24 protein-coding genes and 1 tRNA gene are annotated in these 26,381 nt (G+C 39.9%); 13 read left to right on the top strand and 12 right to left on the bottom strand.

The genetic code is table 11. The features are described from left to right. Positions 1–260 precede the first annotated feature (260 nt). The 5 genes from GM920_RS06490 to GM920_RS06510 all read right to left on the bottom strand — a co-directional run bounded on the left by GM920_RS06490 (position 261) and on the right by GM920_RS06510 (position 7,523). Entirely contained in the window at positions 261–794 is a 534-nt protein-coding gene (locus GM920_RS06490; RefSeq protein WP_235964452.1) for a hypothetical protein, read from the bottom strand. Positions 795–889: 95 nt separating this feature from the next. Then, on the bottom strand, positions 890–2,287 hold the full coding sequence (locus GM920_RS06495) for a c-type cytochrome domain-containing protein (RefSeq protein ID WP_182954643.1): 1,398 nt from the start codon (positions 2,285–2,287) through the stop codon (positions 890–892). Between the two features lie 5 nt (positions 2,288–2,292). Further along, the gene (locus GM920_RS06500; RefSeq protein ID WP_235964453.1) at positions 2,293–3,201 is read right to left on the bottom strand and encodes a sugar phosphate isomerase/epimerase family protein; all 909 of its coding nucleotides are present in this window, start codon (positions 3,199–3,201) and stop codon (positions 2,293–2,295) included. A 69-nt stretch (positions 3,202–3,270) separates the two neighbouring features. Then, the gene (locus GM920_RS06505) at positions 3,271–4,782 is read right to left on the bottom strand and encodes a DUF1501 domain-containing protein (RefSeq protein WP_182954647.1); all 1,512 of its coding nucleotides are present in this window, start codon (positions 4,780–4,782) and stop codon (positions 3,271–3,273) included. A 5-nt stretch (positions 4,783–4,787) separates the two neighbouring features. Next, positions 4,788–7,523, bottom strand: a complete 2,736-nt coding sequence (locus GM920_RS06510) for a DUF1553 domain-containing protein (RefSeq protein ID WP_182954650.1) — start codon at positions 7,521–7,523, stop codon at positions 4,788–4,790. 140 nt (positions 7,524–7,663) lie between these two features. On the opposite strand from GM920_RS06510, the gene GM920_RS06515 reads away from it, so the two are divergent. Further along, positions 7,664–8,530, top strand: coding sequence for an AraC family transcriptional regulator (locus GM920_RS06515; RefSeq protein ID WP_182954653.1), 867 nt, complete (start codon positions 7,664–7,666; stop codon positions 8,528–8,530). 17 nt (positions 8,531–8,547) lie between these two features. On the opposite strand, the gene GM920_RS06520 is transcribed toward GM920_RS06515, so the two are convergent. Next, positions 8,548–9,336: an SDR family oxidoreductase gene (locus tag GM920_RS06520; protein WP_182954655.1), complete on the bottom strand. Its 789-nt coding sequence runs from the start codon at positions 9,334–9,336 to the stop codon at positions 8,548–8,550. 42 nt (positions 9,337–9,378) lie between these two features. Further along, positions 9,379–10,545 (bottom strand): mandelate racemase/muconate lactonizing enzyme family protein, encoded by a 1,167-nt coding sequence (locus tag GM920_RS06525; RefSeq protein WP_182954657.1) that lies wholly within the window; start codon positions 10,543–10,545, stop codon positions 9,379–9,381. A gap of 138 nt (positions 10,546–10,683) precedes the next feature. On the opposite strand from GM920_RS06525, the gene GM920_RS06530 reads away from it, so the two are divergent. Together GM920_RS06530 and GM920_RS06535 are read left to right on the top strand one after the other, a co-directional pair. Then, complete coding sequence (locus GM920_RS06530; RefSeq protein WP_182954659.1) at positions 10,684–12,111, top strand: MATE family efflux transporter; 1,428 nt, start codon at positions 10,684–10,686, stop codon at positions 12,109–12,111. A 47-nt stretch (positions 12,112–12,158) separates the two neighbouring features. Next, positions 12,159–12,944: a DUF3575 domain-containing protein gene (locus tag GM920_RS06535; RefSeq protein WP_182954661.1), complete on the top strand. Its 786-nt coding sequence runs from the start codon at positions 12,159–12,161 to the stop codon at positions 12,942–12,944. A gap of 72 nt (positions 12,945–13,016) precedes the next feature. Here GM920_RS06535 and GM920_RS06540 read toward each other — a convergent pair whose 3' ends face one another. Then, positions 13,017–14,003 (bottom strand): D-alanine--D-alanine ligase, encoded by a 987-nt coding sequence (locus GM920_RS06540; RefSeq protein ID WP_182954664.1) that lies wholly within the window; start codon positions 14,001–14,003, stop codon positions 13,017–13,019. 146 nt (positions 14,004–14,149) lie between these two features. On the opposite strand from GM920_RS06540, the gene GM920_RS06545 reads away from it, so the two are divergent. The 7 genes from GM920_RS06545 (at position 14,150) to GM920_RS23975 (ending at position 18,500) form a co-directional block, all read left to right on the top strand. Beyond that, on the top strand, positions 14,150–14,920 hold the full coding sequence (locus GM920_RS06545) for a PASTA domain-containing protein (RefSeq protein WP_182954666.1): 771 nt from the start codon (positions 14,150–14,152) through the stop codon (positions 14,918–14,920). 16 nt (positions 14,921–14,936) lie between these two features. Next, positions 14,937–15,992, top strand: a complete 1,056-nt coding sequence (gene mltG / locus GM920_RS06550) for an endolytic transglycosylase MltG (protein WP_182954668.1) — start codon at positions 14,937–14,939, stop codon at positions 15,990–15,992. A 1-nt stretch (position 15,993) separates the two neighbouring features. Further along, positions 15,994–16,401, top strand: a complete 408-nt coding sequence (locus GM920_RS06555) for an acyl-CoA thioesterase (RefSeq protein WP_182954671.1) — start codon at positions 15,994–15,996, stop codon at positions 16,399–16,401. Between the two features lie 9 nt (positions 16,402–16,410). After that, a complete protein-coding gene (locus GM920_RS06560) occupies positions 16,411–17,376 on the top strand; it encodes a YihY/virulence factor BrkB family protein (protein ID WP_182954673.1) in 966 nt (321 codons plus the stop codon). A gap of 109 nt (positions 17,377–17,485) precedes the next feature. Then, positions 17,486–17,572 (top strand) — tRNA-Ser (locus GM920_RS06565). A 277-nt stretch (positions 17,573–17,849) separates the two neighbouring features. Beyond that, positions 17,850–18,083, top strand: coding sequence for an Arm DNA-binding domain-containing protein (locus tag GM920_RS06570; RefSeq protein WP_182954676.1), 234 nt, complete (start codon positions 17,850–17,852; stop codon positions 18,081–18,083). A gap of 102 nt (positions 18,084–18,185) precedes the next feature. Then, positions 18,186–18,500 (top strand): phage integrase SAM-like domain-containing protein, encoded by a 315-nt coding sequence (locus GM920_RS23975; RefSeq protein ID WP_182955430.1) that lies wholly within the window; start codon positions 18,186–18,188, stop codon positions 18,498–18,500. Positions 18,501–18,557: 57 nt separating this feature from the next. Here GM920_RS23975 and GM920_RS06580 read toward each other — a convergent pair whose 3' ends face one another. Next, positions 18,558–19,085 carry a hypothetical protein gene (locus GM920_RS06580; RefSeq protein WP_182954678.1) on the bottom strand — a complete coding sequence of 176 codons (528 nt, stop codon included), beginning with the start codon at positions 19,083–19,085 and terminating at the stop codon, positions 18,558–18,560. A 909-nt stretch (positions 19,086–19,994) separates the two neighbouring features. On the opposite strand from GM920_RS06580, the gene GM920_RS06585 reads away from it, so the two are divergent. Both GM920_RS06585 and GM920_RS06590 read left to right on the top strand, forming a co-directional pair. After that, positions 19,995–20,627, top strand: coding sequence for a phage integrase SAM-like domain and Arm DNA-binding domain-containing protein (locus GM920_RS06585; RefSeq protein WP_182954680.1), 633 nt, complete (start codon positions 19,995–19,997; stop codon positions 20,625–20,627). Positions 20,628–20,801: 174 nt separating this feature from the next. Further along, a complete protein-coding gene (locus GM920_RS06590) occupies positions 20,802–21,983 on the top strand; it encodes a TlpA family protein disulfide reductase (RefSeq protein ID WP_182954682.1) in 1,182 nt (393 codons plus the stop codon). Between the two features lie 389 nt (positions 21,984–22,372). Here the strand turns inward: GM920_RS06590 and GM920_RS06595 are convergent, their stop codons facing one another. Both GM920_RS06595 and GM920_RS06600 read right to left on the bottom strand, forming a co-directional pair. Then, positions 22,373–23,221, bottom strand: a complete 849-nt coding sequence (locus tag GM920_RS06595; RefSeq protein ID WP_182954685.1) for a class I SAM-dependent methyltransferase — start codon at positions 23,219–23,221, stop codon at positions 22,373–22,375. Positions 23,222–23,236: 15 nt separating this feature from the next. After that, on the bottom strand, positions 23,237–24,280 hold the full coding sequence (locus GM920_RS06600; RefSeq protein ID WP_182954688.1) for a methyltransferase: 1,044 nt from the start codon (positions 24,278–24,280) through the stop codon (positions 23,237–23,239). A 717-nt stretch (positions 24,281–24,997) separates the two neighbouring features. On the opposite strand from GM920_RS06600, the gene GM920_RS06605 reads away from it, so the two are divergent. Beyond that, positions 24,998–25,258, top strand: a complete 261-nt coding sequence (locus GM920_RS06605; RefSeq protein ID WP_182954691.1) for a type 1 glutamine amidotransferase family protein — start codon at positions 24,998–25,000, stop codon at positions 25,256–25,258. 299 nt (positions 25,259–25,557) lie between these two features. On the opposite strand, the gene GM920_RS06610 is transcribed toward GM920_RS06605, so the two are convergent. Further along, on the bottom strand, positions 25,558–26,298 hold the full coding sequence (locus tag GM920_RS06610) for a DUF3667 domain-containing protein (RefSeq protein WP_182954694.1): 741 nt from the start codon (positions 26,296–26,298) through the stop codon (positions 25,558–25,560). Positions 26,299–26,381: the final 83 nt, after the last annotated feature.

A 26,381-nucleotide genomic window follows, 5' to 3' on the forward strand; every position in this document is an offset into this window, starting at 1 on the left:
AAGTCCTGTGCCAATTCAAAAAAACAGCGTTTTAAGCTATTTAAAAGCACTATTATCTGAAAGAATTTCAGTTCCGGTAACCTATAAAATGAAAATTTGTCAGTTTTTAAGAAAAAACATCTTAGGAGCCTACCCGATCTCGTTTTCCAGCAAGAACTTCATTCTTTTCCATTTGTAACCCAAGTAAACTTGCATAAAGGCCTTTATTTTCAGAAAAAAAAACATAAGTCTAAACGACAGCTACCTATTCTTATACTAGATTAAACTGCTTTCACCTCAAAAATCTCCATAAGATCATCCTTTATAAAACTAGCCTGAAACTTGAAAGACGCAGTCAACACGGTATAAATAAATAAGGTGATCCCTAAGGGAAAAAGCATTCGTGGCAAGATAAAATCATTTAAAAAGCCTATTAATAAGACTAAACCACCAAATAATGCGGAAAATACAATGATAGGAATGAAAGGTCTTATGACGATATGAATGATGCTTCCTGCTTCATTTTCCCTGATTTCTCCATAAAAATAGGGGTGAATTCCCATATTTATAGATGTAATCTTTGAAATCACAAACTCATTCCCATCCATTGTTCCTTTAAATGGTTGGTCTAACTTTCCAAACTTCCAATTAAGCAAAGAAGGATAGGGATCAATTTTATCACCTAGTCTTTCTATTGCATCATCTATTTTAAGCGGACTTTTATAACTGAGTTGTTCATAGGGTAGAAATGCCATGACTGGATTCTTATAACGCGTTAAGACTAAAATATTAATATCGAATATATATAATTCCAAGCTAAAATTTTTTCATGTAAAAAAAAGGCTTGTTTCCTGTGCTATCGTTCAAAACAATAGTACAGGAAACAAGCCCTGGCCTGTTATTTAAATAATTACTTAACTACCGTCGTGTCTTGCGCTAAAAATGGCAACGTGTAATTCCCGAAATCCAAACTCACCTTTTTAAAGGCAGCTTTCAATTTGGCCTGGTCTTTCTGCTCCACACCAGTCTGATACAAATAAAGGTGCTGCAACTCTTTAAGCCCGGTAAGCGGAGCGATAATACCCAAGGCAGTCACTTTAGACCCCACCAGGTTGATCACCTGGAGTTTTTTGAGGTCTTTCAATAAGGTTAAACCCTGATCTGTAATCGCGGTATGACTCAAGTTAATTTTCCTCAGGTTTTGCAGTTTAACAATATTCCCCATAGTTTGATCGGTGATCGAAGCGCTAGCCAAGTTTAGCCAGATCAACTGTTTATTTAAAGCCTCCAACAACTTCAAAACTGCTGGATCTGCCTTTGCCGTTACAAAGCTGGCCGACAAATAATTGCTATTACTCAACACCGGGATCACCACTACGCCTACCTTCTTTAATTTTTCAATTGCAGCAGCATCAGCTTTCTCTACCTCTTCCTCCGGGATATCCGCAGCAACAGTTTTCTTAGCCAGCACAGCTCCAGTCTGAAAGCTCAGTAATATCGGTTTGATCTCTGCTGGTTGCTTTAAATCCGACACTTTTTTATCAGCGGTCGCCCCTTCATTGATCCACCATTGCAACATCGCAATCTCTTCGGCCGTCAGCTGAGGCTTTTCTTTTGGCGGCATGTGGTCATCATTGCTAATCGGCAACAGCATTCTTTTAATCAAATCACTCTCATTCGCCCGACCAGGAATCAGACTCGCGCCATCTTCCCCACCTTTCAGCATAAAACTGATATTATCCATCCTCAGCTTCCCCTTTTGTTTTTCGGAGCCATGGCAACTATAACAGCGGTTTTGCAACAGAGGTTGAACCAAATGCGTATAGGCAATTGCTTTCTGTACATCGGGCACTGGCGGAATTGCAACCTTACTCGCCTCTCCTTTTAATGCTGCAGTCATGTAATCAGAACCATGGGTAAGAGAACCTCCATAATGCCCGGTCAGGGTAATCAAAATGATTAAAGCAGCGGAAGTCACATTCAAGAATATTTCCTTTACTGCTTTCCAGTACATCAAATAAAGTAGTAATGAAATCACCGAAACACTGATTCCCATCCAAAAATGGAGGTCTACCAGATTACCATCATAATCCCCACTGGCCGACAAAAGATATCCGCTCGCGCAAGAAAAAATTGCAGCCAAGGCCCCTAACAAGCAAATCATAGGAATGGCCGGTTTCAGGAAAACAAACTTAGCATTCAAGGTTAGCAGCTGAAACAAACAACCCAGTAATAAAATCCCTATAGGAAGGTGGACTAGTATCGGATGAAAACGGCCAATAAATTCAGGTATAGTTAAAATGATCATGCTTCTTATTGGTAGCGTTTGCGTAATAAATTCATCATATATACATTAATTCCCCACTGATCAGCAACTGGCTGCCGGGTATAAGGTAAAGTAGGCATATAATCTGCCGGACCAAACTCCGTAAGGATGGTCATTCGCTCTCCTTTTCTTTTCTTCCTTTCAATCACTTTATCCCACCATGCCAGGTGTGCATTGAGGGCGTCGCCCCATTCTGGTGCCCTTGGATCGCTCACTTGCGGTCCTTCCGGATGGCCTACTCTGGAATGGATATGCTCCACCCGATCCAGTACCATCCCAATCGTTTCTTTTTGATTGCCCAACAAACTTTCATGCACCACGCACCAATGCGAAATGTCCAGGGTAATGCGCAAATCCGGGTTCTTTTCTACAAAGTTCCTCGCAATTGGCGCAGCGTACAGCATCCTACTTCGATGCGTTTCATGATAAATTGGAATACCTGAAGACTTTGTTTTTTTCACAGTGTAATCAATGATTTTTTTATTCTGCTCATAAGTAAAGTAATCCCTTCCAGAATGACAATTGACGTATAGCGCTTTCTGAAAACTATTGTCCACTGCAGCATCTATATTTTTCATGAATGAGCTGAGGTGCTGATCAGGATCATTTTCGCCAGCTCCACAAAGAAAACCGACCTGTAAATTGTGTTTTTTCAAAGCGGCAAACAGCTCTTGCTGACTGCCCAAATCGCCAGGCCACCATACTTCTACCCCTTCATATCCCTCTTTTTTCGCCAAAGCGCAAAAATCTTCTGTTGAGCCATCATAACCCCATGAGGTGGCCATAAAAAGTAATTCATAACCTGCTTTCGCCTTTACAAAAGGGAGTTCCGCAGCTTTAATTTCGGCATAAGGCGCAAGAATCCCTCCGGCAGCAGCCGTTACCGTAGTTTTCAAAAAATGTCTTCTATTTTGATGCATTTAGTTTGTCGTAATTGTGATTAAATGTGGTGGTTAATAAATAGGCTAAGCAACGATATCTCTAATCACTTTCCCTGCAACATCCGTCAATCGGAATGGCCTTCCCTGGAAGGGAAATGTAAACTGCTCATGGTCGAAACCCAGCTGATTTAAAATCGTAGCCTGTATATCAAAAGCATCTACTTTTCCGCTAACAGCACTATAGCCAATTTCGTCGGTTTCACCATGTGTATATCCTTTTTTGATACCGCCACCGGCCATCCACATGGTAAAAGCTTCTGTATGGTGATCTCTTCCATTGTATGGATTTTGTATACCATTTCTGTTCTCCATCATGGGCGTCCGACCAAATTCGCCACCCCAAACCACAAGCGTATCTTCCAACATCCCTCTTTGTTTAAGGTCAAGCAGCAGCGCCGTGATTGGCTTATCAGTACTGCGACATTTGTTCTTCAGACCGATATTTAAAGAATTTGCTGGTCCGTCACCATGCGCATCCCAGCCCCAGTCGAACAGCTGTACGAAGCGCACACCTTTCTCTACTAATTTACGCGCCAGCAACACATTATTGGCAAAGCAAGCTTTACCCGGCTGCGTGCCATACATATCATGAATATATTGTGGTTCATTGTTGATATTCATCACTTCCGGTGCAGAAATTTGCATGCGATACGCCATTTCATACTGCGCTACGCGCGATTGTATTTCCGGATCATTATAGGTTGCATATTCTTCTAAATTTGAAGCATTGATGGCATCAATGGAGGCTTTTCTTAAATCCCTGCTCATGCCATGCGGATCTTTAATGAACAATACCGGGTCTCCCTCACTCCTACATTGCACGCCTTGATAAACAGAAGGCAGAAATCCACTTCCCCAGATGCTCTTACCGGCATCAGGAAAACTTCCTCCACTGGTGAGCACTACAAAACCTGGCAGATTTTGATTCTCTGTCCCCAGTCCGTAGGTTACCCAGCTGCCTATACTTGGTCTGCCCAAGCGGGCACTTCCGGTATGCATTAACAATTGCGCGGGTGCATGGTTAAACTGATCTGTCGACACTGCTTTTAAGAAACTCACATCATCAGTCATGGTCGAGAAATGCGGCATATTGTCACTCACCCAAGCCCTGCTTTGGCCATGTTGCGCGAAATTTGCCTGTGGCCCTAACATCTTCGGCACCCCGGTAATAAACGCAAATTTCTTCCCTGCCAGTAAAGATGGCGGACAATCCTGTCCATTCATCTTCATCAGTTCTGGTTTAAAATCAAACAGCTCCAATTGAGAAGGTGCACCAGCCATGTGCAAATAAATCACACTCTTTGCCTTCCCTAAAAACGGAGGTGATTTTGGCAATAATGGATGGGCGGCATCATATAAAACCGGGTTATTTCCCTTAGTCCCACCAAAATTACAGCTTCCAAATAAAGCACCCATAGCGAGGGCCCCCAATCCCATTGCACTTTCCTTTAAAAAATGTCTACGTGTATAAGCTGCGGCCTGGATCTCATTCGCTTCTTTAACCAGGCGGTAGGCGTTTAATTCATCTCTAGTCATATCATTTAATTTTTTGTAACCACCTCGTCAAGATTCAACATTGCATTTGCTACGATCACCAGCGCAGCAGTCTCCGGACTTTTATTTACGGTGTCACCCATTAATTCCTTCACTTTAGCAGGATTTACCTTATAATCGGCCAATGCCTTACGGTATAAATCATCAAATATCTTCAGTTTTTGTGCCGGAATAGGTTTATACAACATCTGTTGATACCCTGCGGCAATTTGTTTCAGGATTTCCTTACCCCCTTCCTTTTGCATCTTAAGGGCAAAATGTTTGGCCAAATCAATGTACACCCCGTCATTAAGGGTTACCAATGCCTGCAATGGTGTGTTGGTACGGATTCTTCGTGGCGCACAAGCTACACGCATCGCACCATCAAACGCAATCATGGAAGGATATGGAGAAGTTCTTTTCCAATAGGTATAAATCGCCCTTCTATACTGATCTTCTCCGGTTGAATTGTTCCACTGATCTCCATTGTAAGGAGAACTCCAAATGCCTTCTGGTTGCCATGGTTTAACACCTGCGCCATACATTTTATTACTAAGCATGCCGCTGATGGCCAAATGCTGGTCGCGTAATTGTTCTGCCGATAACCGCATTCTTGGTCCGCGTGCATAGAATTTATTGAAAGGATCTTTTTCTTTAACCTGATCAGTCATCCGTGAATCTTGTCTATAGGTAGCGCTCATCACCATCTCTTTGATCATCTTTTTCACACTCCATTTATAATCGTGCATCAATTCCCAGGATAAATGGTCTAACAGCTCTTTGTGGGTAGGATTCATTCCTTGCGTCCCCATATCCTCGAGCGTTTCCACGATCCCGGTTCCAAACAACTGCTCCCAGAGACGGTTGGCCATAGTTCTGGAAAGCAGCGGATTTTTCACATCTGTTAACCACATCGCCAGTCCCATTCTGTTTTTTGGTGCATTTGCAGGCATCGCATACGCCAATGTTTTTGGCACACCCGGCTGCACTTCCTTACCATGTGAAGTCCATGCACCACGTTCAAATACGTAAGTCTTACGCAACCTGTTACTTGGATTTTCTACCATCACAGGGATCGTTTTGACATTCGCATTTAATAGCGCCCAGAACGTTTGCTTATTCTCTGCGTAATTGGGCTTGTTTTTTCCTGGAAATTGCTGACCGAAATGAAACCAATCGAAAGTGACCACCACCTCGTCTTTGTTCGTTGCTGTTGGATTATAATAACTCAGGTAGACATCATGAACTCCAGTTTGTGTCTTAAAATCAACCGGTAGGTTCTGGTACCCCTTTGTTGCCGGAACATTCCATTCGGCAATAACAGGCCCGGCTGATTGGTCTAAACGCAATTGCATTTTACCACCGGTTTTCCCGGAATTGTACCGATAGATCAATTGATCCACCTGGCTCAGGTCTACCTTTTCAATTCTTGCCACCGCATTGTTTCTAAAGAAAAGCGCAATGTTATTGTTCCCGATAACCGCATTCACCAATTTATCAGTCGTGGTAGAGTTAATACTCGGCTGTCCCGTTTTTAAGAATTTATGTATCTCTTTTGATTTCCCTTCTGAAACATTCTGCTTCAACCAGGTGGTTAAAGAAGTAAGCTTGTTTTGCAGGGAATCATTATACTGTCTCAATAAAGGATACTCAGAGGCTAAATCTTCATCCCTGGAATTGTTAAAATAGGCCATGAATTTATAGTACTCATCGTCTTTAAATGGATCATAAGGGTGACTATGGCATTGTACACAAGCAAAAGTGGTACTTAACAAACCTTCCCATGTGGTATTTACCCGGTCCATGACTGCGGATACCCTAAACTCTTCATTATTTGTCCCACCTTCATCATTCGTCATGGTATTCCTGTTGAAAGCAGTCGCGATATATTGGTCGTCTGTAGGATTCACAAAGAAATCACCCGCAATCTGTTCGGTGATAAACTCATTGTAAGGTTTGTCCTTATTAAAGGCGCGGATCACCCAGTCCCGGTATTGCCAGATGTTTCTATTGCCATCAGATTCATATCCTTTGGTATCGGCATAACGGGCTACATCCAACCACATTGAGGCCCACTTCTCGCCAAAACGAGGGGAAGCCAATAAAGAATCTACCAGAATTTCGTAAGCTTTATCTGCATCTTTATTCTTGAAATATTGTTTAATTAAGGATTCGGAAGGAACCGTTCCAATTAAATCCAGGCTAAGTCTTCGCAATAAAGTTGGCCTATCCGCTTCTGCTGAAGGTTTTAGTTTTTCAGTCTCCAGCTTGGCAAGGATGAATTTGTCAATGTTATTTCTTCCCCAGTCTTCATCAACGTCTGGAATTTCGACTTCTTTAACCGGTAAATAAGCCCAGTGGTCTCCCCATTTGGCACCTTGTTTTACCCATCTGGTGAAAATATCAATCTCTTCTTCGCTCAGCGCAGTATGTTTATAAGGCATGCGTAACTCCGGATCTTTAGTCAGCAACCTTTTGATCATTTCACTGTCTTCCGGGTTTCCAGGAATGATGGCCGGCTTGCCACTTTTCGTCGCTGCTAAAGCTTCCTTTTCAAACAGGAAACTAAATCCGCCTTGCTTTTTCACGCCTCCGTGACAAGAGATACATTTTTTATTGATAATCGGCTTTACTTCCGTATTAAAATCAACCGTTTTCTCATAGGGCATCAGCAGCACAGCCGAAATGACTAATACAAAAAGTACGCATAGGACCCATAGCTTCTTATTACTCAGGAATTTCATTGCTTAAATTTGGTTTGGTTTATTTGTGTAAAATAAAATTACCACCAATCCAGCCCTTTTACAATACCAGATTTGTCTAATACTGACACTATATTGTCTAATTATAGGAGATTTAGAAATAAAAGTTGCAAATTCAACAAATGCAACCGCTTCTACTTGAAACCAACAACGTAAACCGTAACACGATATTTGTTAAAGAAATCAATGTAAAAAACCTCAGTAACCCGGTTCATTTTCATAAAGAGTATGAAATGGTTCTCATCACCAAAAGCACGGGAAGAAGGATTGTGGGCGATAGTGTTGAGAATTTTGAAGCAGGGGATTTGGTTTTGATTGGCCCTAATCTTCCACATGTCATGTACAACGACAAATCGTACTATGAACCTGGAAACGAACAAATGGTGACAGCCATTGTCACTTACTTCAGAATGGATTGGTTAAATGAGGAATTTATAAATTCAAAAGAAATCCCATATTTTCACGAATTATTGAAAGACATCAACCGCGGGATTCGCGTGTATGGGGAGACGCATAAACAGGTGGTCTTGTTATTAGAGCAATTATTGCTCAGTACCGGGCTAAGGAAAATTCTTCATTTATTGAGCATCATCACCCTGCTTTCAGAAACACGAGAGTACAAATGTCTATCTAGTATTGGCTACACCAACCCACATAGCCAGAAAGATGTGCAACGAATCAGTAGGATCTATACGTATATCATGGATAACTTTAGCGAGGACATTTCCCTGGAAACCGCAGCAACACTGGCTAACATGACTACTTCAGCCTTTTGCAAGTATTTTAAAGGACGCACCCAGAAAACATTTACCCACTTTGTAAATGAGGTAAGGATTGGTCATGCCTGTAAACTTTTATTCGATGACAACCTCAGCATGACCGAAATCTGTTTTCAGTCTGGTTTTAATAACCTGACCAATTTCAACAGGAATTTTAAGCAGTATACCACAGTTAGTCCCTCAGAATTCAAACGAAACCTAAAAATCTAAGCCCATTTTATTGATCATCAGCTATCCTGCATTAATGCACTTCTTCCGCCGTCTATCAGATAAGTAGTCCCGGAGGCAAATGCTGCATATTCACTGGCCAGAAAAACACACCAACCGCCAATCTCTTCTGGTGTCCCTAATCGCTTTACCGGATGTAAATTGATGGTCCGTTGTTTTTCTTCATCAGGATGATCAAATGAATTGAACCAATCTTGATTTCCGGGTGTGTCGATAAAGCCGGGAGCAATTCCGAGTGTACGTATTGCTGGGCCCCACTCTATTGCCAGACTTCGCACCAAACCTGTTAAAGCTGTTTTGCTCACATTATAAGGAAAGCAACCGGGGATCGTTGCCGAAGCATGATTTGAAGTCATGATGATAATTAGCCCTTTCGAATGTTCCAAATGTGGTTTACACAACCTGGCCAATCGCCAATGTGCGGATAGGTTCAGCTCCATATTCTGTTGCCACTCGCTTTCCTCACAAGCCAATGCCCCATGAAAGAAATTTCTTCCGGCATTGGAAACCAGGATATCCAGCCGACCATTGAAGCGCTCCAAAACTCCAGCCAGGAAAACCTCCATTTCGCCCGATTGTGTAACGTCTGCCTGTTGATACCATGCGCTCCCTCCTTCTCCTTCCATTGTAGTCACAAATTGCTTTGCCGCTAGGCTATCAACTTCATCCATGGCACAACCGGCAATGGCACATCCGGCTTTTGCCAGCATCTTTGCCACCCCTAAGCCTATACCTGATGTAACACCGGTGACTAAGGCTACTTTCCCATGAAGACTGATTTCGAACATACTTATTTCTTAAAAAACTTGATTGATAAATTAAAGCCAGATTTATACGTAAAACCCCGGTCTTGGCACTACAATTCCAGGATGTTTTTCCATTTCCTCTTCTACCAGGTCCACGCCTAAACCCGGACGATCAGATAAATGCAAATGACCATCTTTAATCATGTCTTTAATTGGATGCGTAATCACGGTATCCCTCCATGGTACATCGTTAAACATGAACTCCTGTCGGAAGAAGTTTGGTACGGAAGCACAAACATGCGCAGAAGCCAAAGTAGACAATGGGCCATTCGGATTGTGTGGTGCAAGTAATACATTGTAAGCTTCCATCATTGTCGCCATCCGCTTCATTTCTGAAGGACCTCCACAACGGGTAATGTCTGGCATGATAAAGTCGCACACATTCTTTTCCAATAAAGGACGAATCCCATGGCGTGTATAATGGCGTTCTCCCACACAAATCGATACATTAGAAGGAATTCTATCTCTCATCGCTTTTAAAGTATCTGCACTTTCTGGTCCAGCCGGTTCCTCATACCAGGTAATGTCCAATTCGGATAAACGCTGCGCCATTTTTACGGCCACACGGTAATTGAGCATGGCATGGGTTTCAATCATGATGTCAAAATCAGGCCCTACTGCTTCACGAACAGCCTTACTTACTTCAAAAGCAAGGTCCTGTTGTTTTGTGGTCAATTGAAGATTACTGGAAAGGTCCTCTCCATATAAATAGTTAGTATGTGCAAAAGGGTCAAATTTCAACCCGGTGAATCCTGCTTCTTTTACTTTTAATGCCTGAGCAGCATAATCTTCCGCATTATGTCCGCCACCAGTAAACCAGTAGTTCGCATACAGCAAGATATCTTTACGAAAAGCGCCACCCAGCAGCTCATAGCAAGGTGTATTCAATACTTTTCCTTTTAAGTCAAGCAAGGCCATATCGATCGCAGAAATCGCACACATGCTTGCGCCAAAAGGCCCCATCCAGTTAAGATCCCGGTATAATTTTGTCCAGATAAAATCAGTTCTCATCGGATCTAAACCAATGATGCGCTCGCCAACATGTTTTGCCGCCTGATAAACGATTGGGCTTCCCGGCCAGTTGGTTGCTTCTCCAACTCCTGTATGCCCGGTATCGGTATATATTTTTAAAAGTGTCCAGTTATATTTAACCCCCTCAACCAACCAAACTTTGACCTCAGTAATTTTCATTTCAATAGCGCTTTAGATTTATTAACTATAATGACCGTAAGATTAATTAAAATTTCCGAAAGCCTTCCAGAATAAAAAAACTATATTTATCAGCGCCTCTATGCTGATTATTTCAGTTCCTAATTTTTTCCTTTTTTTATGACAGCACACCAATCCGCTTCACAGGGCAAGCTATCTAGAATATTATCTCTTTTAAAACAAGCCCTAAAAGGCGAAGACCTTGATTTTACACAAGGAAGCATCCGCAAAGGGGTGCTCTTACTGGCCATCCCAATGATGTTGGAAATGGCAATGGAATCCGTGTTTGCATTGGTCGATTTATATTTTGTGGGTCACCTTCCGAATAGCAGTCACGCCATCCAAACCGTAGGATTAACCGAATCTGTCCTGACTATTATTTACTCCCTGGCTATAGGAATGAGCATGGCTGCAACAGCAGTTGTTGCCAGAAGAATTGGCGAGAAAAATCCAGAAGCCGCAGCAAAAGCAGGTGTCCAGGCCATTCTTATTGCCGTTGCCTTTAACCTGATCATTAGTGTTTTAGGCGTAATTTATGCTGCAGATATTTTATCAATAATGGGGGCATCCGATGAAACCGTTGCCCATGGCACTACTTTTACCCGCATTATGATGGGTGGCAGTGTCATTATTGTGCTCCTTTTTCTGATCAATGGCATTTTCAGAGGTGCTGGAAATGCAGCCATCGCGATGAAAAGTCTATGGATCGCAAACATTGCCAATATCATTTTATGTCCAATTCTGATCAATGGTTTTGGTCCTATCCCTGCTTTTGGCCTAACCGGAGCTGCAATTGCAACCACCATAGGAAGAAGTATGGGTGTAGCCTACCAGATTTGGCACCTGGCAAGCGGCAAAGGTCTTTTAAAAGTACAACTCTCCTACTTCAAGCCTCATTTTGAACAAATGAAAGCCTTGTTAAAAATTGCTACACCAGGTATTTTCCAGTTTATCATTGCTTCTTGCAGCTGGATTTTTCTAGCGCAACTGGTGGCAACTACTGGTGGAGATCATGGTTCAGCAGGTTATCAAACTGCATTAAGACTGATGATGTTCTTTATGCTTCCTGCCTGGGGAATGAGCAATGCTGCGGCCACATTAGTTGGCCAGAATCTAGGTGCAAAACACTTGCAACGTGCCGTGGACTCCGTGATGAAGACCGCAAAATACATTGTCATCTATATGCTTCTGGTGATGACCTTTACTTTTATTGGCGGATATTATTTCATTTCCTTTTTCAGCAATGATGAATTGGTACAGGAAGTAGCGCTTCATGCCTTACAGATTATGAGCCTTGGCTACATCTTTTACGGCATTGGAATGGTACTCGTGAGCACGTTCAACGGCGCCGGAGATACCTGGACGCCTACCTGGGTCAATTTTTTCGGCTTTTGGTTATTTCAAATTCCATTGGCTTATATACTGGCAAAACACTTTGAAATGGGCCCAACTGGTGTCTTCATTGCGATTCCTGTTGCCGAAATCGGTATTGCCATTGCCGGATATATTTTGTTTAAAAAAGGAAGATGGAAAACCATACAGGTTTAACACTATTAAATACATAATTTAGGCCGCTCAAAACTAATTGTATTTATATGAAAAAAACCTTTACTAAAACAATGTTGATATGTGGAGTAACCGCGTTAACTTTTTCAGCTACCAACAGCTTTGCCCAACAGGCCAATTCAAGTTATGGAGATGAATATAGTGACGCAAAAAATCTGGTTAAATGGAATGTGGCTGCCTTGGCTTTAAAAACCTATTCCTTCCAGTATGAGCGCGCGGTTAGCAATAAGATTTCGGTAGCCATGGGGTTCAGGATGATGCCAAAATCTCATGTTCCATTCAGTTCAACGATTAAAAGTTTGATTGATGACGATCAAACCTGGGAAAGCATTAAAGATTTCAAAACCGGAAACTTCGCCATCACACCGGAGGTTAGGTTTTATCTGGGTCAAAGTGTATTCCGTGGTTTTTACATTGCTCCATTTGTAAGGTATGCAAAGTATGATGTTAGCCTTCCATATAATTTTGAAGCAACTGATGGCACAACTACCATCAAGGATAAAATAGATATGAAGGGTAGCCTGAATACCATCACTGGTGGTGTACTTTTTGGCGCACAGTGGAAACTGAGCAAAGCGGTTTATCTGGACTGGTGGATTTTAGGTCCTAACTATGGTTCAAACTCCGGCAGTATCTCAGGGAAAAAGAAATTAAATTCTGATGAACAACAAGCATTAAGAGATGCATTAACAGATCTTGACAATATCCCTTTGGTAAAAACAACATCTACTGTAGACGCAGAAGGTGCTAAAATTGATTTCAAGGGCCCATGGGCAGGAATGAGATCAGGACTTAGTATCGGATACAGGTTTTAATTAAGCCAGCCTCAAAAAAAAGCTCAGCCATACCTAAAGTACGACTGAGCTTTTTTTTTTTAATATCATTATTTAACCAATGGTTTCTTTAACCAGTTTGGTGTAAAAATCATTCAGTTTCATGCCCATTGCGGCAACTTGTTGTGGAATAAAACTTGTTGCTGTTTGTCCTGGGATGGTATTGACCTCAATAAAGTAAAAATCACCCTCATCTTCCGTCAGGATAAAATCGATTCGGACTACCCCACTACAGTTCAAATTCAAATATACATCTTTAGCGATTTGCTCTACTCTGGCCTTAGTTTCTGGTCTGATTGCTGCTGGTGTAGTCTCTGTGGCTACTCCAGGTGTATATTTAGCTTCAAAATCAAAAAACTCTTTTGCTGTTTCCACTTCTGTAGCTGGAAGCACCACTAACTTGCCATCCAGTTTCACTACACCTACCGTGAATTCCCTTCCGGAAATAAACTCTTCAATCAGCAGTTGATTATCTTCTTTAAAGGCTTTTTCAATCGCTTTTTCTAAATCAGCACCATGCTTTACCTTACTCATTCCGATACTACTACCACCACTATTTGGCTTTACGAAATAAGGTACTTTAAGGTCTTTTTTGATTTGTTCCACACTGTAAGGAATGTTTTTAAAAATCTGCGCAGACTTTGCTACATGCAGGTTTTCAATGTCCTTAACAATCGCTTTAGTATATGCTTTATTCATCGTGATCGCAGAAGTCAGCGCATCACAAGTGGTATAAGGCAGGTTTAACATATCGAAATAGCCTTGTAATTTACCATCCTCACCCGGGGAGCCATGAATGGCTATAAAAACGCCATCAAAAGTGACTTTTCTACCTTTAATATTTAGGGAGAAGTCATTTCTGTCTACCTCAATTCTTACAGAGTCTGCAGGTTCATAAAACCAACCTTGTTGGGTTAGCATTATTTTATAAACATCAAACTTGTCGGCATCCAGATTTTGAGCGATAGTGGCTGCACTTTTAACCGAGATCACCCACTCACCCGTGGTACCACCGGTTAGTAATGCTAATGTTTTCTTCATTTTTAAGCGTGTTAAAACCTATTCAAAGTAATAAGTCAATTGTAAGCACAAATATAAATTAGTTGACCCAGATGTCATTTTAATTCCAATAAAATATTTTTTTAGCCTAAATTTGGGCTTTATACCTTAATGAGTAAAAAATTCCTATGAGCAAATTCATATCTTACCTAAAGACTAAATCCTTTAGAACCAACATCATTGCCGCGATAGCTACGGTGGTGGTCATCATCCTGGCGGCTTTCTTTAGTTTAAGATATTACACCAAACACGGTCAGGGCTTAAATGTTCCTGAAGTAAAAGGGCTTGCTTTCACGCAAGCGGTGAGCAAGTTAGAGGCATTAGGCCTTCGTTACGAAGTAGATTCTGTGTTTGTCATGGATTCGCCTCCGGGCATTGTCATTGATCAGGATCCTGAAGCCAATACCTTTGTAAAAGACAACCGTACCATCTATCTAACGGTAAATGTAGCCATGGCTCCAAACGTTAAATTCCCGGATATCGAATTCAAACCATTTAGACAAGCACAGGCTTTAATAGAAAGCTTCGGACTAAAGGTAGGAGATACTACTTATAAATCCGATCAAGCCAGAGATGTGGTGTTAGAGGCTTTATTTGGCGGCCAACCGATTAAAGCGGGAGAGTCTATGCCTAAAGGATCTAGAATTGATTTGGTTTTGGGTGATGGTAAAGGAAATGAAGAAGTGGATATTCCATCTTTAATTGGTTTAACGATGGATGAAGCTAAGTTCGCCTTAAAGAATGGTGCCATGTTAACTTTAGGAAACGTGCTCTATGAGGGCGAAATTACAGATACTGCAAATGCGGTGATTGTAAAGCAAGATCCTTTCTTAACGGATTCCGTAACAAAAGTTAAAATCGGAACGCCGGTAAACATTACCTTGTCTAACAAAAAATAATTATTACCATCATAATATGTCAAACGAAAACGAGAAAAGCTTTAAAAAAAGTACTAAAGTAATATTGGCCGCAATACTGGTCGTGTTAGTGGTTGGTGGTTATTTCGGATTGAAATTCTACAAAGTCTTCTTTGCCCCTAACATCACTGGCAATGAAAAATTTGTCTATGTAAGAACTGGAAGTCACCTCGATGACCTGTTTGAGGAAATCCGCAAGAAAGATATATTGACAGATATTGGGTCTTTCAGTCAGGCCGCAGCGAAAATGGATCTTGCACAAAACTTGAAACCAGGTCGCTATAAAGTAAGCAAAGGAATGAACAACAGAACGTTGATCAACATGCTGAAATCAGGTAACCAGGATCCAGTTAAATTAAAATTCCAGAACATCAGGAAGAAAGAAGATTTCGCAGGTTACCTTGCGAAAAACCTGGAAGCCGATTCCTTAGCTTTCATCAGCGTATTGGATTCTACAGCATTAATTGAGAAATACGGATTCAATAAAGACAACATTTATACGATGTTTATTCCAAACACTTACGAGGTGTACTGGAACATTGCTCCAATGGAGTTTTTCGAGAAAATGCAGAAGGAATACGACAAGTTCTGGAATGATGAACGTAAACGTAAAGCTGCTGCTTTAAATCTAAGCCCGGTTCAGGTTTCGGTATTGGCTTCTATTGTAGATGCCGAGGCATTATACGATAAAGAGATGCCTATCATTGCAGGTTTATACTTGAACAGGTTAAAAAAAGGAATTCTATTGCAGGCAGATCCAACAGTGATCTTTGCAAATGATGACTTTACAGTAAAAAGGGTAACCAATAAACTGTTACAAGTACCTTCGAGATACAATACCTACAAATATGCAGGTTTACCTCCAGGGCCGATCATGATGCCAAGTATCAATGCAATTGATGCCGTATTGAACAAAGACAATAACAATTACATCTATATGTGTGCTAAAGAAGACTTCTCTGGCTACCATAATTTCGCAGTTACAGTTCAGGAACATGAGATCAACGCGAAAAAATATAGAGAGGCCTTGAACAAACGCAACATTTTCAAATAGGATGTTTACACATAGCACTAAAGTAAGGGTACGATACGGGGAGACGGATCAGATGGGATACGTATATTACGGCAACTATGCGGAGTATTATGAAGTAGCAAGGGTAGAAATGTTGAGAAGCCTGGGTATGGATTATGCGGGTATGGAAAGCAGCGGCATCATGATGCCCGTTTTAGAGCTGAACTGTAAGTATATCAAACCTGCCCTTTATGATCAGGAAATCACGATCAAAACTACCATTCATGAACTTCCAGGTGTTCGTATCTACTTTGTATACGAATTGTTTAATGAGGCAGGTGAGCTGATTAATATTGGTAAAACTACCCTGGTGTTTGTCGACATGGCAAAGAACAAACCTTGCTCCCCTCCTGAAAATTTCATGGAGAAGTTAAAGGTATTTTTTAATTAAATTTGATAGATGGAGTGGGTACATAAGCAACTACTAAAAATCAGGATTTACGCTTTGTTTATAGATTGGACAAAAGTATGTATACTTCCTGGTTTCAGTCCGCTACCCCTCTATACTGTTGCCACATTCTTCTTTACAGAGATCGGGAAGGATTCTTTAGTCAATAAAGCTTCTTCCCTCGCTTATAATTTTATGCTGGCCTTATTTCCAGCGATCATCTTTTTATTTACCCTCATTCCCTTTATTCCAAAGCGTATCGGCTTCCAGAAACAACTTATGGAACTGATCGTACTCATATTGCCGGCAGATGCTTACAAAGCCTTTGAGGCTACCTTAAATGAGATTGTGAATAAGCAGAACGGAGGCTTACTCTCATTTGGTTTCTTCCTGTCGCTATTTTTCGCCACAAATGGGGTGCATAGTCTGATGATGGCCTTTAACAAGTCCTCCCTAATCATCGAAGATCGAAGCTGGTTAAAGCAACGGCTGATTGCAGTGCTGTTAACGATTACAATTGCTTTATCAGTGATTATTTGTATCGTTGCAATGACCATTGGGGTGATCATTTTAAATAAATTAAACATCAAAGGCTCCTTTATTGTGTACCTGGTTCAACTCACCAGATGGGCACTATTAGGCATCCTTTATTTTGTCACCATTTCCATCCTGTATAAATACGGTCCTTCCCATGTGAAGAAATGGAAGTTCTTTAGTCCGGGCTCTTGTCTGGCAACGATACTTGCCTTCCTAACCATTTGGGGATTTTCCTTTTACATAGATAATTTTAGCTCTTACAATAAAATCTATGGCTCTATCAGCACATTAATCGTCTTGATGATCTGGTTATATTTGAATTCTTTGATACTATTAGTCGGTTTTGAGCTAAATGCGAGTGTCGATCTATCCAAAAGAAGTGTAAAAATCTTGCGTCCCAGCTACAATTTATTCAAAAAACAGGGTCCTACGGCAGATTAAACGGAAAGACAGAAAATTATTCTGGCTCATTTTTAGGGGCTTATCAGGTTTTCGTTAAATTATCTATTTCTTAATTTGCAGAATCAATCGGAGTTTGTACTTTTGTGACGGAGAGTTGGCAGAGTGGTCGATTGCGGCAGTCTTGAAAACTGTTGACTTGTCAAAGGGTCCGCGGGTTCGAATCCCCCACTCTCCGCACAATGGTATCAAAACCAACAAAAAGCCTGCAAATCATACGATAGCAGGCTTTTTGCATTTTAAAGGGTTACAATTTTCGCACGAATTCCGATCCTATAGGTGAGTGATTCGGTGAGTAAATTTAAAAACACAAAAGACTCACCGAATAGCAATCAAAAACCTGACAATAAACAGGTTACAAGACTAAACATCTTGATTTCTAATTACTGCAAAGCTAAATTTGTTCACCATTAATGTTTAACATTATGAAAACCAATTTCAGCTTGCTCTTCTATATGAAGAAGCCAAAAAACTATCAAAAAGGGGTTGCTCCTATCTATCTTCGCATTACCGTGAATGGCAACCGTGCGGAAGTTACCACTGGTCGTAGTTGTGAACCTTCACAATGGAATACGATATCAGGTAGTAGTAATAGCAGAAAAGAAGAAGCAAAATCCTTTAACGCTAATCTGGACGACTTGCAAAAACAAGGTATTCGAGGCACATCGGCAATTAACAGAAAAAGATGATTCCATCACTGCCGAGAGATTACGAGATCAGTTTCAGGGAAAGATAGAAAAGCAATGTACCTTAATAGACGTATTTAAAGACCATAACCACAAAATGGAAACATTGGTGGGCTCTGGTTCTCTAAAGGCACTGCGAAGCGTTACAGAACCTCTTTAAAGCACACCCTGGACTTTTTACAATGGAAATACAACATCAGTGATATAGACATTAGAAAAGTAGACCATGCTTTTATCCATGGATACGATTTTTACTTACGGTCTGTCCGAAAATGCGCCAATAATTCGAATCCTATCCGATATGGAATCTCCCCTCAATTGACTCTGTCTAGGTCTGATAGGAGGCATCCATATTTAATATGGAGGAAAATTATTACCGCTATCTCCACCAAATTGGACACTTCCCATCAAATGGGATGAGTTGCCAAGCTTCTAACAAATGAATCATAACACAACTCTCCTTCCGCTTTTTAAGCACTAAATCTTTGATAGCTCGGCTGAACCGAAAAACATTTCATTGTTTTTGGTAACCAGTCCATCGGGCACTAGGTATGAAAGCATGTACATTTTACTTCCGATCAATATCATGTGTATCAAAAGCTTTTTCTTGTTGGTATTGTCAGCTCCCGTGATATTATAAGTAGTATAGTTTTTCCATGTACCAATAATGATATCTCCAAAGGTATAATTGGCCTTTTGGGCAACTATACCCTCCTTCATTCTATCTACAAAACCCTGGCTGTCCTTGATTGGCGCCAGAGTGGCCGAGTCCAAATGGGCCAAAACCTTATAATCTATCAAGGTACTGCTGTAACTAATACTGTCATTTCCTTTGAAGATATAACTGTCAACTCCGTTTCTTATCGTTTTCTGTGGCTCTCCTGGAAATTTTACAGACAGTCTATTGTCAATTTTTTTTGTTACCCAGGAGGCCTGCGCATATATTTGAGCTGTTCCAACCAGCATTGTCAATACAAGTAGCAGAAAAAAAGATGTTTTTTTCATATTATTTTATATACAGTAAAGATATCATATTATTTCAATAAGCAAACATCAATTTGACACAAAAAAACACCAAAGCATAAAATACAATCGAACAGAAGAATACCTATCTTCCTAGTACTAATTCATCAGAATGTTCCCATACAGTCTTCTTCATATGAAAATCAATGATCTATATTCATCTCTAGGATAGTGTTTATCGATCTGAGCTTTGGTGTAATTTCCAACTTAGCGTATATCTCCTTGTCCTAAGCATAATGTTTTCATAAAACATTTGTAAATTTATTACGCTACAAAAGAAAAAATACACCTACAATATCGAAAAACGAATTTTTAAACAGAGACTATGAAGAGCTCGATCCATAGCCAACAGATACATTGTATCTTAAGTAAAAAAACAGAAACCTGCCAACAAATACAATAAATTAAATGTGTTTTATTGTATTTATTCCTATTATTTACGTAAATTGAAAGTAAACGAGGAATAGCGATTATGTGTTGTTTTGATGGTGCCCCAATAAGGTGTCCTATGAACAAAAAAGGAATAAAATACAGGCTCAAGAGTATTTAAATTCGGTTTATTGGAATCCCCCACTCTCCGCCACTAGGTGACTAGATTTCGAAAAAACCTGCAAATCATACGATTTGCGGGTTTTTTCATTTAAAACCAAAGCCAAATAAAGCATCAATTCAGATATAATTGGTGAGTCATTCGGTGAGTAGTTGAAGGTATTTTTAGGTACTCACCGAATAGACCTTATTTCATTGATAATGAACAGGTTGAAAATTCCAATATCTTGACTGGCAGTAGTAGCAAAGCTAAATTTGTTTAAATTTTAATGTGCAACATTATGAAAACTAATTTCAGCCTACTCTTCTACATGAAGAAACAGAAAAACTATCAAAAAGGGGTTGCGCTTTTTTCTAAAAAAGCCCAAAAACTATCAGGAAGGCCCATTGCCTGTATACCTACGTATCACTGTAGACGGTAAACGTGAGGAATTAACTGCAGGCCGCACATGCGAACCAGAAAACTGGAACCAATCGACCGGGATGATGAAGGGCAACCGCCAAGAGGTGCGTACATTCAACCAGTTACTTGACAGCCTTCAGCACAAGCTCTATGAGATTCACAGAAGGCTCACCGATACCGAAGAACCCATCACGGCCAGGTTGATGCGAGATGCGCTTACCGGGAAGGGGACTATCAAGAGAACTATCGTCGGCGTGTTCAGTGATCACAACATGAAGCTCGAAGCGCTCGTTGGTACGGAATGTGCTTCGGGAACCGCTGAACGCTATCGGACATCGCTCAAACATACCATTGGGTTCATACAATGGAAATATCGGGTAGACGACCTCGACCTTAAGAAAATCAACCACGAGTTTATCATGGAATACGATTTTCATCTCCGTTCAGTCCGCAGGTGCGGCAATAATTCAACCGTCAAATACTTAAAGAACTTCAACAAGATCATACGCATTGCTCTGGCAAGTGGCTGGATAGAGAAGAACCCCCTTTGCAAATTACAAGGCAAAAGTTAAGAAGGTCGAAAGGGTGTTCCTGACAACCGCGGAGCTAACACTGATGCAAAATAAGAAACTCACATCCAAAAGGCTTAGATATAAACCCAATGAATTGTAATCATTAGAGAGGTTTTAACATATTTTAACTGAATACAATAATGCCTATATTAATTTTTCACCTTATTTTTAGAAATGAGATTATCTATGCCTAACAAATTTTCCTCAATACTCTTCTGTTCCCTACTGGGATTTGTCGAGGCGAATGCGCAAACACTTCAAAAATCTGCGCTAAAAATTAGATCTTTTAAAAACCTCAGCTATTCAGATATCGTACGTACTAAATTTCATTTTCAGGATGATTTTTCTGCGGATACACTGAAATCTCAGCTATTTCTCCTACCCACGGAGCCAGTTGGTGGCGGGTATTATCTGTTAAAGAGTAGTGATGCTTCTTATGCCTTTGACGGAAATAAAATGGTAAGACTTAACTTAAGGGATAGCACCTATACAGTGCAGAAGGAAAGCGTTGATGGGCAAAATACCCGCACACTTCTGTATTGGGCGCAAAGTATGGATAAATTATCACATCTGCCACTAACAAAAATCAGCCAGCTTCAAGATACGGTAATTAACAATATTCCATATACAAATATCAGCGCTATTAAAACAGATACTATTGTAAATAATATCCGTCAATATAACGCAACCCACTTCATTATTGATAAAAAAAGCAATTTACCCATACATATTACACGTCAAATGAAAGGTAATGCAGATGATGGTTCAATTTTTTCCCTCATCGAAAGCCATACCTATAGCGATTATCAATTTGACAAGAAGAACTTTCCAGACCTGTCGATAGCTATGATCCCTACCCACTTTAGGATACCACCAAAAGGTAAACCTGTTGTGTTTTTGCCAAAGGGAACACCTGCACCTGCGATAAAAGCTTTCGATCTATCTGGCAATGCCTTTGATCTGAAAAAATTAAAAGGAAAACTGGTATTACTAAACTTTAGTTTGATAGGTTGTCCGCATTGTGTCGGGGCTGCCCAGATGCTTAACAGACTTCATGAAAAATACAAGGAAAAGGGACTTGTAATTGTCAATATTTATCCTGTAGACCAAAAGGAGGCAATCATTAAATTTGACCATAGGGAAAATGTAAAAACACCAAGCTATACTTCAGAAAAAGCTGTACAGGTTGCATATCCCTATGATGGATATCCTTCCTTTTATTTATTGGATAAAAATGGATTAGTAGCTCAATCTTATAATGGGTATTATAAAGATTTGGAATTAGAACTTACTGAAAGATTGAAAGCATCAATAAATAGTCGAGAAGGTAATGCAAGCTTTGGTTTCACAAACTAACGAGAGAACCACTCCAGTCTTTTTGGTAAACCACCGCTCCTGAACACCATCCATTTTCAAGACAAGGCTTTGCAGAAAAAAATACCTCGCAAGCGCAGCGAGCAGGGATGATTTTTTTCCAGCAAACACCAAGGGCTCGGCCTTGGCGGAAATGGATCGTCAGCTATTTTTTTAACAGTCAGCTGATAAGAGAAGCAAAATAGCGAATAAAAGTTGATGTTATATTTCCTCAGCCAGTTTTTGCAAATGCTTTGTTGGATTAGAAAAGGAATTGTCCCACAGAAAATAAGAGTAGATATACCTTTGCAATTATATGAGACTATACGGTCATACTACTATGCAGGATAATTAGTAAGTGTTCAGTAAGTAAATTTTGAGTCAGTAGGAACTCAGCCTTTCTCCGCATAAATTACAATAGCACTGGAATCGATCACCACATTTCCATCAGGATATTTTTCGTTCAGTAAATCAAAAACTTCTGTCTTTATTTTAGCTTTCGTAGCCTCATCTGCTTTACTTAGTGCTGCTACAACAGGGGCCGCCACATCATTCATAATTTTCCAATAAACGTCTGTTGTCTTGCAATCCAATTTCCCTGCAACTTCTACTTCTGAAATGTCGGTCAACCCCGATTCCAGAAACAGGTCAGAGATCACACCCGTTTTGGCACAGCGAAACATCCCCGGGGCTCCGGCTGGGACCGCGGGTAGTTCCATATTTTTATTAATCACCCCCATAGTTGCAGAAATCCAGAAATTCTTCTCAGGAATATTCCATACTGCTGTGGCAATTCTTCCTCCTGGCTTCAACACCCTTGCCATTTCCTTAGCTGCCACCTGCATGTCCGGGAAAAACATGAAACCAAACCGGCAACTTATGGCATCAAAAGAGTTGTCTGCAAATGGAAGATTGCTCACATCACAAACCCGTGTTTCCATGTTTGTAATACCTCTCCTTGCTGCATTTTCAGCAGCGATTTCCAACATATCTTCTGCGAGGTCGGTCAGTATAACTTTTCCGGCATCCAACCTGGAGGCTATTGTTAATCCGGGCTCCCCCGTGCCTGATGCAATATCAAGCACCATATTATTACTTTTGAGATTAAGCACACGGACAATTTCATCACCCATAGGTTTTAAAAAATCCATCATAAGCTCGTCCCATTTCTTCCAGCCAGGTGAAAATTTATTCCATAATTCTTTTTGCTGGTCGCGAATTACTTCAAGTTCTTGTTCCATGATATAAAATATTTTTTATTTATAAGCTATTGCCGCGCTGCTTGATCCAGCCAGCGCAACAACTGAAGTTGAGTCGAAGCCCACAACCTTTGCCCACCTGTTAAAATCGGCGAATGTGTAATCAAAGCCCTCCCCTGTTTCAATTAACATATTTAAACTCATCATCAGTCCGAAGGTATTTTGTCTTCTTTCGTCATCAATTACATTTTCAATGGCGACAAATGCACCACCAAAAGGAATCGCATCATATGCTTTTTTCATAAGAATCAGTTTTTTCTCTTCATTCCAATCGTGAAGTATGTTTCCCATAACTACAACGTCTCCATTTGGTATGGGTCCTGAAAAGAAATCTCCACTCGTTGTTTTCACCCTATCTGCCAATTGAAAACGTTGAATGTTATCATTAGCCATTGACTCCACAGCTGGCAGATCAAAACTTGTACAGGTCATGTGATCCTGATACTTAGCAACCATCACAGAAAGTAAGCCACTTGCCCCTCCCGCGTCTGTCAGTGTTTTATACTTTGAAAAATCAAATTGCTGCGCAAATGCTATAAAATTGCCCATCTGAATACCGCCCATTGCATTAATAAACTCCTTTAGTTTTTCCGGATCTCTATAAAGCATTACAAAAGGACTCTCTAACCCATCTTTAACTTCATTCTGTGGTAAACCGGTAAGCAATCCTTCTTCCAGATTTCCCCAGAAGCGATACAAACGATTGTTTAACATTTCAAGTATGCCGCCAATATAGGAGGGTTTATTTTTATCCAGGAATAGATCTGAATCCCTACTGTTTGAGTAACGGGCGGTTGCTAAAAGCCCTTCACGATCCAGGAATTTAAATGCAGCCAATGCATCTAAAAAATCATAGACACTTCTGTCTGTACACTTAAGCTGTAACGTAGTTTTAATCTGTTGTGCTGACATGGTCTTCTTTTCTGCGAGGAGGCTGAACAATTGAAAGTTCACTGCAGCCAAAAGAATTTTTGAAGCCCAGAATCCGGTGCCAATCTGCATAATGTTGGCGGCAGTTGGTTGGTTGTTCCCTTTTTCCATTTTGTTTTGATTTGTGGCTGATCCCTCCGCTTGAGGCATTGGCCGATCCTATTAAATTGACATTTCATTTTTTGGTGACACCAGGCTCCTTAGCACCTTAAAATTCAAGGGTGACAGAGAAAAAAAACAGAAATAAATAGGAAGATGATTATGGGAACAGCTAATACCTGAACAGAAAAAACAGCTATTGAACTTCAGGTTTATAAATGCTTCATTAAATGATGCAGGGAGATATCGCCAACATAAAGATAACGATATATTTTGATTTTATTCCAGGAACACACGTGGATATTGTCCTTGTCAAGGAATATCAGAAAAACACTCCAATTTCTGTTTTGCATTTAATGGATGGAACGGTGAAATGTTTGCACTGGTAATTTGGACTTGCTCTGAAAAGGAAATTTCAAATTTACCCTGTGCTTTATTTGTTTGCACGGCGATCACCCCATTCGCTCCGCGCATACAATAATTTAGAACTTCCCAGATCCTTTACCGTAACGGTTACAGTTGGCGCTGAGTAAATAGTACATCTTTTGATTCATTGAATTCTATAAGGTTAATGAATAGTTAAGTTTTAGGTCAAAAAAACTATCGCATTAACAAAACTATGGTAAGAGCAAATGAAAAAAAAATGGATAATCGGACTAATAGCAGGACTATACTTTTAAACTGAAATCGGATGTTAAATATTAAGCATTGCATCTTCTTAAAAACACTTTGACTTCCGACACCTTGCAAAAGCAATATTTATTTGACCCAGATTTTATGTATGGCATAAAAAACACTAAAAAACCTGCAGAAATTGATTCAAAAAATTATAAAGCTGTTCATTACATTGGTGGTGGATCTGCGATGTATGATGTGCCTGAAAATAAAGGGATCATCTCTTCTGTTTGTCATGGAACCGCAAAATTAGTGGTTACCCTGATTCATTCGAAAAGCAAGATGGAGACTATTTTAAGTACTTTCCATTCTTAATTCAAAAGGCAATTGAAGAAGGAGGAGCAGTTTTTTTGTTTTCTGCTCGTAACGCCTCACATGTATAAACGGACGGAAGAATAGTCACTGGACAAAATTTTCAATCCTCAAACGGTGTAGCATTAAAGATTATAGAATTAATAAATGCTGCAAAAAATGAGTAATGGGCTATAGCTAACAGCTAGTATGTAATCATCGAGGCTTTAGACTTTCTTACCCCGATCATCACATACTAGCAAAACGTTAGCCCTTGCGAATGAGATGGCTTGAAAAATTCTAAACTGCGGTTTGCCTATGTTTTAATGAAAATATCTAAGTCCAATGATGTTCAAAATATTATCTATCATAAATTTTGTCCCTAAATACAAAACCGCAATAATTACCACTCGACCTATTAGTTGGTATTTTTTAAAATCAAAAACAGAAAAGTATTGACAATAGAAAATCATCACATATAACAAGGTCAGTGCAATCGCAAAATAGTTTACTGAAACCAGGAAGTCTTTGTCATCACTAAAATTCGTAAAGATGGTTGCGATAAGACTAATGGTTAATGTTCCACATAACAAATACAAATTGAGGATTAAGTTTTCTGCATAATTTTGCTTACTCTTCTTAAAAAACCAATAACTCACCAAAGAAATAATTGGTATGTTCAGAAAAACTGTAATTTTTGAATAATCCTTTAGTACTTTCAAAAGACCTTTTACTGTTTTTTTATCCTCATACAAAACAGACGCATCAAATTTTGTCCATTTTTTTATAAAATAACCTATTGTGATCAAAAGAATTATGGTTGCAAAAGAATTAAAGTGCTTTAATCTTTTTCCTTGTACATATTCTCTAATACTATGTCCTGGTCTGGTAAATAATTCTTTTAAGGTGTAGAAAAAGCCTTTGTCAAAATGAAATATTCCGTGAATAAAATCGTGTTGAAAAACGTGATGTAACGAAATTCTGTGTGTGGATGTTGCTTGGCTACAATTACTACAAAATTTCTCTACAATTACCTCATTACAATTTAAACAGTTTTTTGTCATTAGTCAGTTAAAATATATCGTCAATTTATATTCCTTTTCGTGGTCTGCGGTCTGTTGGTATTACAGCTAACTCTCAAATATAT

Origin of the sequence: Pedobacter gandavensis (assembly GCF_014172405.1) — a bacterium.
Lineage (GTDB): Bacteria > Bacteroidota > Bacteroidia > Sphingobacteriales > Sphingobacteriaceae > Pedobacter > Pedobacter gandavensis.